The organism is Mumia sp. (assembly GCF_028803055.1).
Lineage (GTDB): Bacteria > Actinomycetota > Actinomycetes > Propionibacteriales > Nocardioidaceae > Mumia.
In genome coordinates this window covers 8,829-22,898 of the sequence record NZ_JARBCJ010000029.1, presented here as the reverse complement: position 1 = coordinate 22,898, position 14,070 = coordinate 8,829, and the positions used below count along the sequence as shown (strand labels likewise).

Genomic DNA, 14,070 nt, shown 5'->3' with positions numbered 1-14,070 from the left:
CGTACGGGTCGGGAGCGGCCGACCCGTACGACGCCCGGTGCTGCCGGTGTGCTCAGTCCTCCGAGGACGACGACATCCCGGTCTTGATCTGATCCATCACGCCGGAGTCGGCCAGGGTGGTGACGTCCCCGACCTGACGGTTCTCCGCGACGTCGCGGAGGAGTCGGCGCATGATCTTGCCCGAGCGCGTCTTGGGCAGCTCGGCGACGACCATGATCGACTTCGGCTTCGCGATCGCGCCGATCTCCTTCGCGACGTGGGCGCGCAGGTCCGCGACGATCTCGGTGCCGCCGTCTCCGGCGGACTCGCGCAGGATCACGAACGCGACGACCGACTGCCCCGTGGTGTCGTCCGTGGCGCCGACGACGGCGGCCTCGGCGACCTTCGGGTGCGACACCAGCGCGGACTCGATCTCGGTGGTCGACAACCTGTGGCCGGACACGTTCATCACGTCGTCGACCCGGCCGAGGAGCCAGAGGTCTCCGTCGTCGTCCTTCTTGGCCCCGTCACCGGCGAAGTACAGGTTCGCGAAGCGCGACCAGTACGTGTCGATGAACCGCTGGTCGTCGCCCCACAGGGTGCGCAGCATCGACGGCCACGGCTCGGTGAGCACGAGGTATCCGCCGGAGCCGTTGGGGACCGACTCGGCGTCGTCGTTCACCACGTCGGCGGCGATGCCGGGGATCGGTCGCATCGCCGAGCCGGGCTTCGCCGCGGTGACGCCCGGGAGCGGCGAGATCATGATCGCGCCGGTCTCGGTCTGCCACCACGTGTCGACGACCGGTGTGCGGCCGCCTCCGATGGTCTCGCGGTACCAGACGTACGCCTCGGGGTTGATCGGCTCGCCCACCGACCCGAGCACACGCAGCGAGGAGAGGTCGAACTCCGCAGGGATCTCGGCGCCCCACTTCATGAAGGTGCGGATCGCCGTCGGGGCGGTGTAGAGGATGGTGACGCCGTACTCCTGGATGATCTCCCACCACCGGCCCTTGTGCGGGGTCTCCGGCGTGCCCTCGTACAGCACCTGCGTCGCGCCGTTGGCCAGCGGGCCGTACACGATGTAGCTGTGCCCGGTGACCCAGCCGATGTCGGCGGTGCACCAGTAGACGTCGGTCTCGGTCTTCAGGTCGAAGACCGCCCAGTGCGTCCACGCGGCCTGGGCGAGGTAGCCCCCGGTGGTGTGCAGGATGCCCTTGGGCTTGCCGGTCGTGCCCGACGTGTACATGACGTAGAGCGGGTGCTCGGCGGGGAAGGCCTTGGGGCGGTGCTCGGTCGACGACGCGTCGACGACCTCGTGCCACCAGACGTCGAGATCGCCGTTCCATGCGACGTCCTGACCGGTGCGGCGGACGACGAGGACGTTCTCGACGAGTCCCGGCTGCTCCGCCGACACCTTGGCCACCGCCTCGTCGACGGCCGGCTTGAGAGCGGAGGGGGCGCCACGGCGGTAGCCGCCGTCCGCGGTGATGACGAGCTTGGCGCCGCAGTCCACCACGCGGCTGGCGAGGGCGTCGGCGGAGAAGCCGCCGAACACGACCGTGTGCACCGCGCCGATGCGCGCGCAGGCGAGCATGGCGACGACCGCCTCGGGGATCATCGGCATGTAGATGGCGACCCGGTCGCCGGCCTCCACGCCCAGCTCCTCGATCGCGTTCGCGGCCTTGCTCACCTCGTCCTTGAGGTCCGCGTACGTGAGGGTGCGCGTGTCACCCTCGGGCTCGCCGACCCAGTGGAAGGCGACCTTGTCCCCGCGGCCGGCCTCGACGTGCCGGTCGACGCAGTTGTACGACGCGTTGAGCGTGCCGTCGGCGAACCACTTCGCGAACGGGGGGTTGGACCAGTCGAGAACCTCGGTGAACGGCTTCTCCCAGTCCAGGCGTCGTGCCGCGTCGGCCCAGAACGCCAGGCGATCCTCGGCGGCGAGGTCGTACGTCTGGGCCGTGACGTTGGCGTCGGCTGCCAGCTCGGCGGGGGGCTCGAAACGGCGGTTCTCCTGCATCAGGTTGGACAGCGACTCTCCCACGGCACTTCCTCAGGTCTCGGCGGCACGTTCCGCCGACCATTGTGCCCCCGGTCACATGCTGTACGGGGTGCGGGACCGCGCCGGATCGATCAACGGCGTGGTCCGTGCGGTCGGCGGCAGGCGCCGTACGACCTGCGGATCGGACTCGCTGCCGGCCGGCCCGGCGCGTGACCGGTCTCACGGGCCGGCAGGTCGTCGCCGGTCGACACATGGCTGAAATACCAACGATTCGCCGAATCCACTGTGGTGGAGATCATTCTGCGGGGAGTGGGTGTGTACGCGTGCTCGGAGGGGCTAGGATGACGCGCACGGGGGCGGTACAGGACGGTTGGTTCGGCGACCGCAAGAAACGAAGAAGAGAGCAAAGTGACCGCGTATCCCGGTTGGCAGATCATTCATGAAGCCACCACCAAGGGCCCGTCGTCCATGCGGCGCATCGTGATCTTCAGTCACCGAGCAGGGTCTCGGCTGCGGCTCACCAGCGACTATCGCGGCGACGTCGCGACGACCGTCGCAGAGTCGTGGTCCTCGATCGGTTGGGTGGAGGCGCACCGCAACGTCGACACCCAGCTGTTCCGGAGCAGCACGCCCAACGAGGCAGCGCTCGTGGACACCCTCGACCGGCTTCTGATCGAGGTGTTCCGGCTGGCGAGCCAGATCGTCGTCGGCCCGCAGGGAGTGTCGACGCCGACGTCCTCGTTCAGCGAGATGATGCGCTGAGGCGGGGCGCTCGCGCCGCCACGGGCGACACGGTTCGGAGCCCGGACAGGATCAGTCCCAGCCCGAGGTCGAAGGACGCCGCCGACCCGATCGAGTCGTCGCGCGCGATCGCCCCGGTGGCGCTCGCCTGCTCGTGCATCTGACGTGCTGAGGCATGCCCGAGCACGAAGAGCATGATCGTCCTCGCGCCCGAGACGGCGACGTCGTCGTCGAAGTCCTCGAGCGCCGCGACGAGCCTCTCCTCGGGCTCGCGCGCACCGAGGCCGAACGCTGACGCTGTCGCGACCACCTCGGCGCCGTCGCGGACCGCCAGCATCGCGCTGCGGAACTCGTGGCAGAGCGCCTTCGCCCGCTCGTCCCAGCTGCCCGCCGGCTCGTCTCGCCGGCCTCGGGCGAGGATCTCGTCCGCCATCAACGCCAACAGCGTCTGCTTGTTGGGGACGTGGTGGTAGAGCGCGCTGGGCTGGACGTCGAGGGCGGCCGCGACCCGTCGCATCGAGAGGAACTCGAGACCGTGGGTGTCGAGCACGGTGAGTGCCGCGTCCACGACGTCTTGGAGGCTGTTGGCCATGAGCCCACCCTATCGACTAGCCTGAACACTGTTCAGGTGAACACCGTTCAGGAGATGCTCATGTCGCTCGACGCCACCCCAGACACCACGCCCGACGCCACGCCGACTGCGCGGGCGAGCTCCCGCAGGTTCTCGACCACCGACCTCGCCCTGATCGCGGCGTTCGCCGCACTCATCTCCGCCTGCGCCTACATCGGTGCGATCCCGGTCGGCTCGGCCGGCGTCCCGATCACGCTCCAGACCTTCGCCGTGATGCTCACGGGTTGTCTGCTCGGGCCCGTCCGAGGGTTCGCTGCCGTGGCCCTCTACCTCACCCTCGGTGCCATCGGGCTCCCCGTCTTCGCCGAGCACAGCGCCGGCCTCGGGGCCTTCACCAGCGTCAGCGCGGGCTACCTGATCAGCTTCCCGTTCGCCGCCGCACTGGGCGGGTTCCTGGTGGCCTACGTCGCCGGCCCGCGACACAAGACTCGCGCGGCGTGGGTGTTCTGCTGCTCGATGGCTGCGAGCATCCTCGTCATCCACCCGATGGGCATCGTCGGCATGGCGATCCACCAGGACGTCTCGCTGTGGACCGCGGCCACGTGGGACGCGCCCTTCTGGGTCGGCGACCTGCTCAAGACGACGTTGGTCGCCATCATCGCCGCCGAGGTGCACCGCGCCTTCCCCAAGCTGCTCCACCCCTGACCGTGCCCACGCTCAGCTTCGATGCCGCCGGCGTCACGGTCGACACCCCGCACGGCCCCAAGGTCGTGCTCGAGCCCATCACGCTCGAGCTCACCGAGCGCCGCATCGGCGTCGTCGGAGCCAACGGGTCCGGTAAGTCCACCCTTGCGCGTCTCGTGAACGGTCTGGTGACGGCCACGACCGGTCGGGTCCTGGTCGACGGGGTGGACGTCGCGCGGGACGCCTCCCGCGTACGCCGCCGCGTCGGGTTCGTGTTCACCGACCCGGCGGCACAGGTCGTGATGCCGACGTGCGTCGAGGACGTCGAGCTGTCGCTGCGCAGGCACGTCAAGAGGGCTGCGGCACGGCGTGCCCGCGCGCTGGAGGTCCTCGACTCCTTCGGCCTGGCCGATCTCGCCGACACGAGCGTGCACGCGCTGTCGGGAGGCCAGCGCCAGATGCTCGCCCTCGCGGGGGTGCTGGCGGTGCAGCCCGCGGTCGTCGTCGCCGACGAGCCGACGACGCTGCTCGACCTCGCCAACACCCGCACCGTGGGCGATGTCCTCCTGGGGCTCGACCAGCAGCTGCTCCTGGTCACCCACGACCTCGCGCTCGCCCGGCGTTGTGACCGCGTGCTCGTGATCGAGGACGGTCGCCTCCGCTACGACGGTGCGGCCGACGCCGCGGTGGACGACTACGTCGCGTCGGTGGAGGCGCGGTCGGGAGCGGTGAGGTGAGCACCCCGGTCCTCGTCGGCCTTCACCAGCCCGGCGACTCCGTCGTGCACCGGATGCCGGTGGGAGCCAAGGTGAGCGCGCTCGCGGCGTTCAGCATCGCGGTCGTCGCCGTACGCAGCATGCCGGCGTCGTGGGTGTTCCTCGCGCTGGCGGTGGCCGCGGCCGTGCTCGCCCAGGTCGCGCTCGGGTCGGTGCTGCGGGCGGCGCGCAGCGTGCTGCTGATCGCGGTCGTCGTCGCCGGGTTCCAGTGGTGGCTGAAGGGACCGGACCGGGCGATCGAGACGGTGGTGGACCTCGTCGCGCTCGCCCTCGCCGCGGTCGTGCTCACGACCACGACGCCCGTCAACGCGATGCTCGACGCCGTCGTGGGCTGGATCCGGCCGTTCCGGCGGTTCGGAGCCGATCCCGAGCGCGTCGCCCTGACCCTGGGACTCGCGATCCAGGCGCTCCCGGGGACGATCGCGATCGCCGTCGAGACCCGCGACGCCGCGCGTGCGCGCGGGCTCGAGCGTCGACCGCGCGCGTACCTGTCACCGTTCGTCATCCGCGTCGTCGCCCGTGCTCAGGAGACCGGTGACGCGCTCGCGGCCCGAGGCCTCGGCGACGACTGAGCGTCACCAGCTCACGTGCAGCGGGCGACCCTCCTCGTACCCGGCGGTGCTCTGCAGCCCCACGACCGCGCGCTCCGCGAACTCCCCGATGGTGCGGGCGCCGGCGTAGGTGGCCGACGAGCGGACACCGGCGATGATCTCGTCGACGAGGTCCTCGACGCCTGGGCGCTCCGGGTCGACGTACATCCGCGAGGTGCTGATGCCCTCCTCGAACAACGCCATGCGGGCCCGCTCGAAGCCGGCGGCGTCGCGGGTCCGGTTGGAGACGGCGCGGGCCGACGCCATGCCGAACGACTCCTTGTAGTCGCGACCGTCGGAACCGGTGCGGAGGTCGCCGGGGCTCTCGTACGTGGCGGCGAGCCAGGAGCCGATCATCACGCTCGAGCCTCCTGCGGCGAGGGCGAGGGCGACGTCGCGCGGGTAGCGGACGCCACCGTCGGCCCAGACGTGCGCGCCCAGCTCGGCGGCCGCGGCGGCGCACTCCAGCACCGCCGAGAACTGCGGCCGGCCGACTCCGGTCATCATGCGCGTCGTGCACATCGCGCCCGGACCGACCCCGACCTTGACGATGTCGGCTCCGGCGGCGACGAGGTCACGGGTGCCCTCTGCGGAGACCACGTTGCCGGCGACGACAGGGATGCGACGCCCTGTCTGGTCGGCGTACGCGTCCCGCTCGGCGACGACCTCCGGCAGGGCGCGCAGCATCTTGTCCTGGTGGCCGTGGGCGGTGTCGACGACCAGCACGTCGACGCCCATCGCCAGCAGCGCCGCGGCCTTGCTCCGGACGTCGCCGTTGATCCCGATCGCGGCACCGACCTCGAGACGGCCCTCCGGGTCGAGCGCCGGGGTGTAGAGGGTGGAGCGGAGCGCGCTCTTCTTGGTCGTCACGCCGACGAGGTCGCCACCGTCGAGCACCGGCGCGTACGACACGTGGCGCTCGCTGAGAGCGTCGAAGATCGCGCGCGGCTCGTCGGACGCCTGGACCGTGAGGACGTCGGTGCTCATCACCTCGTGCACCTGGGCGAAGCGGTCGACCTCCGCCCCGTCGTGGTGGGTGACCACGCCGAGAGGCTTGTCGCCGTCGACCACCAGGACGGCGCCGTGCGCCCGCTTGCTCAGGAGGCTGAGGGCCTCCCCGACGGTCGTGTCCGGCGAGACCGACACCGGGGTGTCGTAGACGGGGTGCGCGGCCTTGACCTGGGCGACCGACCGCCCGACGACGTCGAGCGGGATGTCCTGCGGGATGACGGCGAGCCCGCCCCGCCGCGCCAGGGTCTCGGCCATGCGGCGACCGGAGACCGCCGTCATGTTGGAGGCGACGATCGGGATCGTCGTGCCGACGCCGTCGGGAGTCGTGAGGTCGACGTCGAACCGTGAGGTCACGTCGGAGCGCGACGGCACCATGAACACGTCGCTGTAGGTCAGATCGCCGGTCGGCTGCAGATCGTTGAGGAAGCGCACCATTCCAGCGTACTGATCGCTGCCGTCACGCCGCTCGCGTCACACGAACTTGTCCGACCCCGATGGCACCGTGGCGCCATGCCTGTTCATGAGCACCTCATCCCGCTGTCGGTCGACTACGTCGAGATCGCCGTCACCGACCTGCCCGCGGCCTCCGCGTTCTATCGCGAGGCCTTCGGGTGGGAGATCGTCCCGTACGGCGACGAGTACGCCGGATTCCGCACGCCCGCCGAGCCGGAGGGGCACGAGGCGGGTGGTCTCCGGCTCGCTGACGAGGTGGTGCGCGGCAGCACGCTGGTCCAGCTGTACGCCGACGACCTGGAGGCGTGCGCCGAGGCCGTCACCGCCGCGGGTGGGCGTGTCGTCCAGGGGCCGTACGGATTCCCGGGTGGCCGCCGGTTCCACTTCCTCGACCCGAGCGGCAACGAGCTCGGGGCCTGGTCGCAGGCCTGAGCGCCTACCCGTACGCGCGGACGGCGTCGCGCAGGCGGCGCCGGCCGAGGGTCCCGAACGGCTCCGTGCCGGCGCTCACCGCCCGCACGACGTCAGCGGCCGACCGCTCGGCGAGGGCCACCACGTCGTCGGGATAGCCGAGGGTCACGCGGTGCTCGGCGAGCTCGTCCTCGTCGAGCAGCTCGACGGTCCCGTCGACCGTCTGCACGACGTCCAGGTCGAGGTCGAGCATCGTGACCAGATCAGGGCGCTCCCAGACGGCCGGCGTCGTCATGTCGACATAGAGCCTCCATCGGAGGAGCTGAGTCGGGTCGTCCTCGACGGCGTGGAACGTCGCCACGTACGGATCGGTGTGAGGCACGAGGGTGATGCTCGCGACCCTGGTCGCGATCACCCGTCCGGGACGCACCATCTGCGAGCCCGCGGGCATGAACAACCAGCTGCCTAGGTCGTCGGTCACGGTGAGGACCGTGTCGAACTCCCAGTGCGGGTGTCCGCCGTACTTCGTGGTCACCTGCCGTACCCGCGAGCCGGGCGAGGCAGGCGTGACGGCGGCACGCCCCCCTGAGCCCGCCGCGTGCACCGGTCAGGCAGCGATCGCGACCGGGCACGGCCCGCCGGCGGCACGCATCGCGCCGTGGCCCTCGTGCACCGCGTACGTGCGGGCCACCGAGGCGACCAGGTCGAGCATGGTGATCCCGAGAGCCGTGGACACGGCGGCGATGATCTCCGAGGATGCTTCCTTCTGACCACGCTCGATCTCAGAGAGATAGGCCAGCGAGACCTGCGACGACTTCGCCACGTCGCGGAGCGTCCGTCCGCGCGCCTGGCGCTCGTCTCGCAGTGCGTCACCCAGCGCGTGGCGCAGCAGCGGCGTGGGCTCCGGTGCGGGCTGGACGGGGACGAGCGACGTGGTCACCCCTTCACGCTAGGCCGGTGACCCAAGTCGGCGCCATCGGAATCGACCGCGTTCGCTCTCAGCAGACGTGTCGGCGGCCCTCAGCCGAGGTCGACGCGGAGCTCGCGCGCCACGGTGCCGGGGTTGAGCGCGTCCTTGTGGACCTCGGCGCGGAAGCATCGCGTCGCGTAGCGCATCCGCAGGCCGTTGTGACCGCTCGCGTGGCTCTCGTACAGCCCGGCCACCTGCGCGAGGATGTGATCGCGCTCGGCCGCCCGGCGCGCGGCGATCGACGAGCGTGACGCGACGAGGGCCAGGAGCGCGTCGAGGTCGAGCTGTTGCCAGAAGCCGTACTCGGACGACTCAGGCAGCCCGAACAGGCCCGACAGGGGCAGCGACGCGGTGATCTCCTCGAGGTCGTCGGGCTCGGCGTCGATGATCGAGGTGAGTCGGCGGACCCACGGGACGGACTCGTCCCGGGTGTTCCAGACCAGCGACAGCCGGCCGCCTGTCCGCAGCACGCGGGCGAGCTCCGGGAGGGTGCGCAGCGGATCGAACCAGTGGAACGACTCGGCGGCGACCACGACGTCGAACGCCCCGGCGTGGAAGGGCAACCGTTCGGCGACGCCGCGCACCACCGGCACGTCCAGCCGCGAGGCGAGCTGCCCCAGGATCTCCGACGAGCGGTCGAGCGCGACCACCTCGTGACCCGCCTGGAGAAGTGCTCCCGTCATCTGCCCGGAGCCGGCGCCGACCTCGAGGACGCGTACGGGTGTTTCTCCGACGAGCCACCGGACCGCCCGCTCGGGATAGGAGGGCCGGGCGAGCGCGTAGTCGCTGGCGTACGCGTCGAACCCGCGCGTGCGCTCCCAGGACCTGTCCACAGGCCGAGGCTACCAAGTGGCTCCTGTCGGTCCGGGTACTCTGCAGGGCGTGCCTGACCCCTTTTCCTCGCTGGTCGCGATGGACGGTGTGCCGTCTGCCTTCGCCGCTACCCGCGACGGCATCGACTCCCTGCTCCGTGACCGCGGCCTTCGCCGCAGCACTCCCGAGATGACGGCCGACTCGCTCCTGCTCGGTGCCGCGTCGAGCGCCGCCATCGAGGGCGCGCCGTACGATCCCGACGGGCTGCGGGCCGGCGAGGCGGACCCGCTCGCTCTGGCGGTGGCGCGGATGACGACCGAGCTTCTCGGTCTGGTGCCCACCTGGAACACCGCGCCCCTGCAGGCGATCGCGCGTCTGCACGCGCTGGTAGCCCGCGGCCGGGTCGCCGACGACGAGCTGGGTCGACCGGTCTCGCCCGAGGGCGCGCGCCGTCTGGGGACCCTCGCACAGGCCGTCGTGGCGCCGACCCAGGCGCCCGGGCTGCTCGTCGCCGCGGTGGTCCACGCCGAGATCGCGACCGCCGGTGCCTTCGTCTCCGACAACAGGATCGTCGCGCGGGCGGCGGAGCGGCTGGTCCTCGTTGCGAAGGGCGTCGACCCTGCCAGCCTGACGGTGCCGGAGGCGGGGCACAGGCTGGCCGGAGCGGGATACGCGAAGCTTCTGGGCGAGTACGAGGAAGGCGGCACGGCCGGCGTCCACCGGTGGCTGCTGTACGCCGCGCAGGCCTACGCCGACGGGGCGGAGGCTGCCCCGGTCGAGCCCCCGAAGGGTCCGCGACGGCGGGGATGACCCGTCGCGGCGCCGTACGGCCGGAGCAGACAGCAGACAGCAGACGCGCCATCTGCTTGAGATGGCGCGTCTTCGGCTGGCCTTGACCTCGGCTACCAAGCGTCCTGAACTCCGTAGCACCACTCCGGGGCCTCGATGGGTTCTCCCGTGAGCGGTCTCCCTCTAGGACGGGATGATCGCCGCGTGGGTACCGAGTATCCGGTCTGCCGCTTTCCTGTCTCCTTTGTACCCGCTTCAGCGGGTTACGGCTACCCCTCCGGGGCGAGAGAATCCGACCAGGTCGGGTCGTCAGTCGGTCCGGCGCCTCTTGATCTGATGCAGAGCGACTCCTGCCGCGGCGGAGACGGCCGCGGCAGCCAGACCGGCCGCAGCGACCTTGCTGCCGGTCGAGTCGAGCGAGATACGGGTCTTCAGCGCCACCGGCTCGGCGAACTCGAGGATCGGCCAACCCTCCTCGACGGCGACGCGGCGCAAACCCTTGTCGGGATTGACCGCCGAGGGATGGCCGACCTCGACGAGCATGGGGATGTCCGTCTCGGAGTCGGAGTAGGCGTAGGAGTCGCTGAGGTCGTAGCCCTCGGCCTCGGCCAGCTCACGGATGGCGACGGCCTTGTTCTCGCCGTAGGCGTACATCCGGATCTCGCCGGTGTAGAGGCCTTCCTCCTCGACCAGCCGGGTCGCGATCACGCGGTCCGCACCGAGCAGGGCGCCGATCGGCTCGACCACCTCCGAGCCGGACGCGGACACGATCACGACGTCGCGCCCCGCCTGGTGGTGAGCACCGATCAGCTCGACCGCCTCCGCGTAGACCAGCGGGTCGACGACGGTGTGCAACGTCTCGGCGACCACCTGACGCACGGTCTCGACGTCCCACCCCTTGACGAGCTGGGTGAGATAGGCGCGCATCTTCTCCATCTGGGCCTGGTCGGCCCCCTGGAGTGCGAAGACGAACTGCGCGTAGGCGCTGCGTAGCGCCGATCGCCGGTTGATGAGCCCGGAGTCGTAGAAGTGCTTGGAGAACGCGAGCGTGCTCGACCGGGCGATGATCGTCTTGTCGAGGTCGAAGAACGCCGCTGAGCGCGTGCGCGCACGGGGCACGGGCGTCGCCTCGGACGTGGTCACCCGATCAGCATAGACAGCCGTTGGGACGAGCACCGACGAATAACTCCAGACAAGGGTGCGGCGACAACGCCCGTCCCCAGGGCGGCGGTGTCCACAGGCCGACGAGCGGTGCGTCCGTGACCGGGTGGCGGGACACACCCTTGGGGCATGCCTGCCTCGTACGCCACCGCGCCGTCACGACCCCTGCTGGTCACCGCTTCCGAGCAGATCCTCGACGCCGTCCTCCGGCTGTGCGCCGGAGCCGGTGTGGAGCCGGTCGTCTGCAGCGAGGTCGGCGCCGCGCGGTCGCTGTGGAGCACGGCCTCGGTGGTCGTGCTCGGCGACGACGTCCTCGGCCCCCGGGCGGCGCCGGCGCCCGAGCGACGCCCGGACGTCTGGGTGGTCGCCGTCGCCGATCCGCTGCCGGCCACCTGGAGCACCGCTCTCGCCGTGGGTGCCGAGGCGGTGCTCGTGCTCCCGCGCGACGACGACACGCTGGCCGAGGTGCTCGTCGACCGGGCAGACGGCGGTGCCGGTGATGCGCCCGTGCTCGCGTTCGTCGGCGGGTGCGGTGGCGCAGGTGCCTCGTCGCTCGCGGCCGCCGTCGCGCTGTGTGCCGCTGCTGACCGCAGGGGCGACGGTGGCGAGGTGCTCCTGGTCGACGGTGACCCCGTCGGAGGCGGTCTCGACCTGCTGCTCGGTGACGAGGACGCCGCCGGCCTTCGGTGGGGCGACCTCGCCTCGACCCACGGGCGGCTCAGCGGCGCGGCCTTGCGTCGATCGTTGCCCCGCTCGGGCGGGCTCGCCGTCCTGTCGTGGGAGCGCGGACTCACCGACCCGGCGCGCGACGAGGTCGTCCGGTCGGTGCTCACTGCGGTGCGGCGGGTGCACGACCTCGTGGTCGTCGACCTGCCCCGCCACCTCGATGACGCCGCTGCCGAGATCGTGACCCGTGCTGCCGTGCTGGTGGTCGTCGTCCCCGCCGATGTCCGCGCGGTCGGTGCGGCGACCGGCGTCGTGCGCCGCGTGTCGGCATGGGCGACCGACGTCCGGGTCGTGGTGCGACGGCGCCGTGGAGCCCTGCCCTCCGACGTCGTCGCCGACGCGCTCGATCTTCCCCTCCTCGCGACAGTCGGCGAGGACCCCCGCTTCCGGCGGGCGGTCGAGGAGGGAGTGGGGCCGGTCGCTCGCCACTCCTCGGTCCGCGCCGCCGCCCGTTCGGTCTGGGCGTCGCTCGGCCCGGAGATCGCCGCGTGAGGCCGACACGGGCAGGGGGCGAGCACGTCGTGCCCAGGGCCCCGGAGCGAGGTCTCGTCGTCGAGGTGCGGGACCGCATCGCCGCCGCCGGTGTGCGGCCTACGCCGGAGCGCGTGGCCGAGGCACTGCGCGTCGGAGGGCATGTCCACGGTGACACGACGGTCCTCGCTGTGGTCGACGCGCTTCACCGGGAGACGGTGGGTGCCGGACCTCTCGAGGGCCTCTTGCGCACCGTCGGGGTGACCGACGTCCTCGTGAACGGCCCCGAGGCGGTGTACGTCGATCGTGGTGCGGGCCTCGAGCGCACCGACGTCGTCTTCGAGGACGACGACGCGGTGCGGCGGCTGGCCCAGCGGCTCGCTGCTGCCGCAGGGCGTCGGCTGGACGACGCCTCGCCGTTCGTCGACGTACGGCTCCCGGACGGGACGCGTCTGCACGCCGTGCTCGCTCCCCTCGCCAGACCAGGCACCGCGCTGTCGCTGCGTGTGCCCGCGCGCGTCGCCTACTCCCTCGACGAGCTGGCCGAGCTGGGCGCCTTCGCCTCCGCCGTGGGCCGGGTGCTGCACGCGGTCGTCCGTCATCGGACCGCCTTCCTCGTCACCGGCGGCACCGGCACGGGCAAGACGACGCTCCTGTCGGCCATGCTCGGTGCGGTCGACCCGCTCGAACGCCTCGTGCTCGTGGAGGATGCGAGCGAGCTCCGGCCGGACCACCCCCACGTGGTTGCGCTCGAATCACGGCCGGCCAACGTCGAGGGCGCGGGGAGCGTCGTCCTCCGAGACCTCGTCCGCCAGGCACTGCGGATGCGCCCGGACCGTCTCGTCGTCGGGGAGGTGCGAGGCGCCGAGGTGGTCGACCTCCTCGGCGCGCTCAACACCGGTCACGAGGGAGGCTGCGGGACGCTCCACGCCAACACGTCGCGGGACGTGCCGGCACGGCTCGAGGCGTTGGCGATGGCGGCAGGGCTTCCTCGCGCCGCGCTCCACAGTCAGCTCGCGGCGGCGCTCGACCTCGTCGTCCATCTCGTCAGGGACAGCGGCGGTCGACGACGGGTCGCCGAGGTGGCCGTCTTCCGGCCGACGGCCGACCGCACGGTCGAGTGCACGGCCGCACTGACCGTGATCGGTCACGGGCGGGTCGAGGAGGGTCCCGGCCGTGACCGGTTGAGGGAGCTCCTCCCCAGCCTCGGCGAGCTCCGGACGGACGGTCTCGAGGGCATCGAGTGACGGCCGTGGCGGGATGGGACGTCGCAGGGGCGGCGTGCTTCGGGGCGGCGACGGTCCTGCTGGGCTGGGGGCCCGCGAGCAGCCGCCGCGTCTCCGCAGCCGTCACCTCGAGCAGGCGTCAACTCGTCTCCGCACCTGAGCGGCGATCGGCGAGAGCTGCCGCGACGCGACCTGCCCTCGTCGCGGCGGCGACCGTCGCCGTCCTCGCGACGACCGGTGTCACGCCTGCCGTCGTTGTCGTGGCCGGATGCATCGCGTGGCTGGTCGCGGGTCTGCGTGCCCGGTCGCGAGCCCGTCGCGATCGCCGGGCCACCCATACGGAGACAACCGCGGCCTGTGAGGCTCTGGGAGCCGAGCTCGCCGCCGGACTTCCGGCGGCGATGGCGATCGAACGGGTCGCCGGCGACTACCCGGTTCTCCGGGCGGTCGCCGCCCACGTGCGGCTGGGTGGCGACGCGGGCGCGGCGTTCCGAACGGCGGCGGAGCGTCCCGGCGCCGAGGGCCTCGCCGACGTGGCGGCGGCGTGGACGGTGAGCGCCCGCGCCGGCGGTGGCCTGGCGTCGGTCCTCGATCGTGTCGTCGACGACCTCCGCGCGCGCGACGACCTGGTGAGGGAGGTCGACGCGACGCTCGGGCCGCCCAGGGCGACCGCTCGACTCCTCGCCGTCCTCCCAG

At 71.8% G+C, this 14,070-nt stretch carries 16 protein-coding genes; 9 read left to right on the top strand and 7 right to left on the bottom strand.

Annotated elements, in window-relative coordinates:
- Positions 1–52 precede the first annotated feature (52 nt).
- On the bottom strand, positions 53–1,999 hold the full coding sequence (gene acs, locus PV363_RS04975) for an acetate--CoA ligase (RefSeq protein ID WP_220346299.1): 1,947 nt from the start codon (positions 1,997–1,999) through the stop codon (positions 53–55).
- A gap of 390 nt (positions 2,000–2,389) precedes the next feature.
- On the opposite strand from acs, the gene PV363_RS04970 reads away from it, so the two are divergent.
- A complete protein-coding gene (locus PV363_RS04970; protein ID WP_220343149.1) occupies positions 2,390–2,743 on the top strand; it encodes a hypothetical protein in 354 nt (117 codons plus the stop codon).
- On the opposite strand, the gene PV363_RS04965 is transcribed toward PV363_RS04970, so the two are convergent.
- Positions 2,724–3,314, bottom strand: coding sequence for a TetR/AcrR family transcriptional regulator C-terminal domain-containing protein (locus tag PV363_RS04965; RefSeq protein WP_220345898.1), 591 nt, complete (start codon positions 3,312–3,314; stop codon positions 2,724–2,726). The genes PV363_RS04970 and PV363_RS04965 overlap by 20 nt on opposite strands.
- Before the next feature lie 36 nt (positions 3,315–3,350).
- Between PV363_RS04965 and PV363_RS04960 the strand changes: the two genes are divergently transcribed.
- The 3 genes from PV363_RS04960 to PV363_RS04950 are packed head-to-tail and all read left to right on the top strand — an operon-like array spanning position 3,351 to position 5,325.
- Positions 3,351–3,998, top strand: a complete 648-nt coding sequence (locus PV363_RS04960; RefSeq protein ID WP_301021801.1) for a biotin transporter BioY — start codon at positions 3,351–3,353, stop codon at positions 3,996–3,998.
- A 2-nt stretch (positions 3,999–4,000) separates the two neighbouring features.
- Positions 4,001–4,714, top strand: coding sequence for an ABC transporter ATP-binding protein (locus PV363_RS04955; protein WP_220343151.1), 714 nt, complete (start codon positions 4,001–4,003; stop codon positions 4,712–4,714).
- On the top strand, positions 4,711–5,325 hold the full coding sequence (locus PV363_RS04950; protein ID WP_301021800.1) for a CbiQ family ECF transporter T component: 615 nt from the start codon (positions 4,711–4,713) through the stop codon (positions 5,323–5,325). The genes PV363_RS04955 and PV363_RS04950 overlap by 4 nt, the downstream gene beginning before the upstream one ends.
- A 3-nt stretch (positions 5,326–5,328) precedes the next feature.
- Here the strand turns inward: PV363_RS04950 and PV363_RS04945 are convergent, their stop codons facing one another.
- Positions 5,329–6,789, bottom strand: a complete 1,461-nt coding sequence (locus PV363_RS04945) for a GuaB1 family IMP dehydrogenase-related protein (protein WP_220343152.1) — start codon at positions 6,787–6,789, stop codon at positions 5,329–5,331.
- Positions 6,790–6,864: 75 nt separating this feature from the next.
- Here PV363_RS04945 and PV363_RS04940 point away from each other — a divergent pair, with 75 nt between their 5' ends.
- Positions 6,865–7,239, top strand: a complete 375-nt coding sequence (locus PV363_RS04940; RefSeq protein WP_220343153.1) for a VOC family protein — start codon at positions 6,865–6,867, stop codon at positions 7,237–7,239.
- A gap of 4 nt (positions 7,240–7,243) precedes the next feature.
- On the opposite strand, the gene PV363_RS04935 is transcribed toward PV363_RS04940, so the two are convergent.
- From PV363_RS04935 to PV363_RS04925, 3 genes are all read right to left on the bottom strand, one after another.
- Positions 7,244–7,753 carry a DUF402 domain-containing protein gene (locus tag PV363_RS04935; protein ID WP_220343154.1) on the bottom strand — a complete coding sequence of 170 codons (510 nt, stop codon included), beginning with the start codon at positions 7,751–7,753 and terminating at the stop codon, positions 7,244–7,246.
- A 72-nt stretch (positions 7,754–7,825) separates the two neighbouring features.
- Complete coding sequence (locus PV363_RS04930; RefSeq protein WP_220343722.1) at positions 7,826–8,110, bottom strand: helix-turn-helix transcriptional regulator; 285 nt, start codon at positions 8,108–8,110, stop codon at positions 7,826–7,828.
- A 128-nt stretch (positions 8,111–8,238) separates the two neighbouring features.
- On the bottom strand, positions 8,239–9,021 hold the full coding sequence (locus PV363_RS04925) for a class I SAM-dependent methyltransferase (protein ID WP_220343155.1): 783 nt from the start codon (positions 9,019–9,021) through the stop codon (positions 8,239–8,241).
- Positions 9,022–9,070: 49 nt separating this feature from the next.
- Between PV363_RS04925 and PV363_RS04920 the strand changes: the two genes are divergently transcribed.
- Complete coding sequence (locus tag PV363_RS04920) at positions 9,071–9,811, top strand: oxidoreductase (RefSeq protein ID WP_301021799.1); 741 nt, start codon at positions 9,071–9,073, stop codon at positions 9,809–9,811.
- 288 nt (positions 9,812–10,099) lie between these two features.
- Here the strand turns inward: PV363_RS04920 and PV363_RS04915 are convergent, their stop codons facing one another.
- On the bottom strand, positions 10,100–10,933 hold the full coding sequence (locus PV363_RS04915; RefSeq protein ID WP_301021798.1) for an HAD family hydrolase: 834 nt from the start codon (positions 10,931–10,933) through the stop codon (positions 10,100–10,102).
- A gap of 147 nt (positions 10,934–11,080) precedes the next feature.
- Here PV363_RS04915 and ssd point away from each other — a divergent pair, with 147 nt between their 5' ends.
- The 3 genes from ssd to PV363_RS04900 all read left to right on the top strand — a co-directional run.
- The gene (gene ssd, locus PV363_RS04910; protein ID WP_301021797.1) at positions 11,081–12,169 is read left to right on the top strand and encodes a septum site-determining protein Ssd; all 1,089 of its coding nucleotides are present in this window, start codon (positions 11,081–11,083) and stop codon (positions 12,167–12,169) included.
- A 29-nt stretch (positions 12,170–12,198) separates the two neighbouring features.
- The gene (locus PV363_RS04905; RefSeq protein WP_301021796.1) at positions 12,199–13,395 is read left to right on the top strand and encodes a TadA family conjugal transfer-associated ATPase; all 1,197 of its coding nucleotides are present in this window, start codon (positions 12,199–12,201) and stop codon (positions 13,393–13,395) included.
- Positions 13,396–13,400: 5 nt separating this feature from the next.
- Positions 13,401–14,070: type II secretion system F family protein (locus PV363_RS04900; protein ID WP_301021795.1), on the top strand; the 670-nt coding region annotated here is incomplete at its 3' end.

What these genes read in the sequence shown, in the direction of transcription:
- acs (WP_220346299.1), bottom strand. Translation starts at nt 1,999, where the DNA reads ATGCAGGAGAACCGCCGTTTCGAGCCCCCCGCCGAGCTGGCAGCCGAC.
- ssd (WP_301021797.1), top strand. Translation starts at nt 11,081, where the DNA reads ATGCCTGCCTCGTACGCCACCGCGCCGTCACGACCCCTGCTGGTCACC.
- PV363_RS04940 (WP_220343153.1), top strand. Translation starts at nt 6,865, where the DNA reads ATGCCTGTTCATGAGCACCTCATCCCGCTGTCGGTCGACTACGTCGAG.
- PV363_RS04965 (WP_220345898.1), bottom strand. Translation starts at nt 3,314, where the DNA reads ATGGCCAACAGCCTCCAAGACGTCGTGGACGCGGCACTCACCGTGCTC.
- PV363_RS04945 (WP_220343152.1), bottom strand. Translation starts at nt 6,789, where the DNA reads ATGGTGCGCTTCCTCAACGATCTGCAGCCGACCGGCGATCTGACCTAC.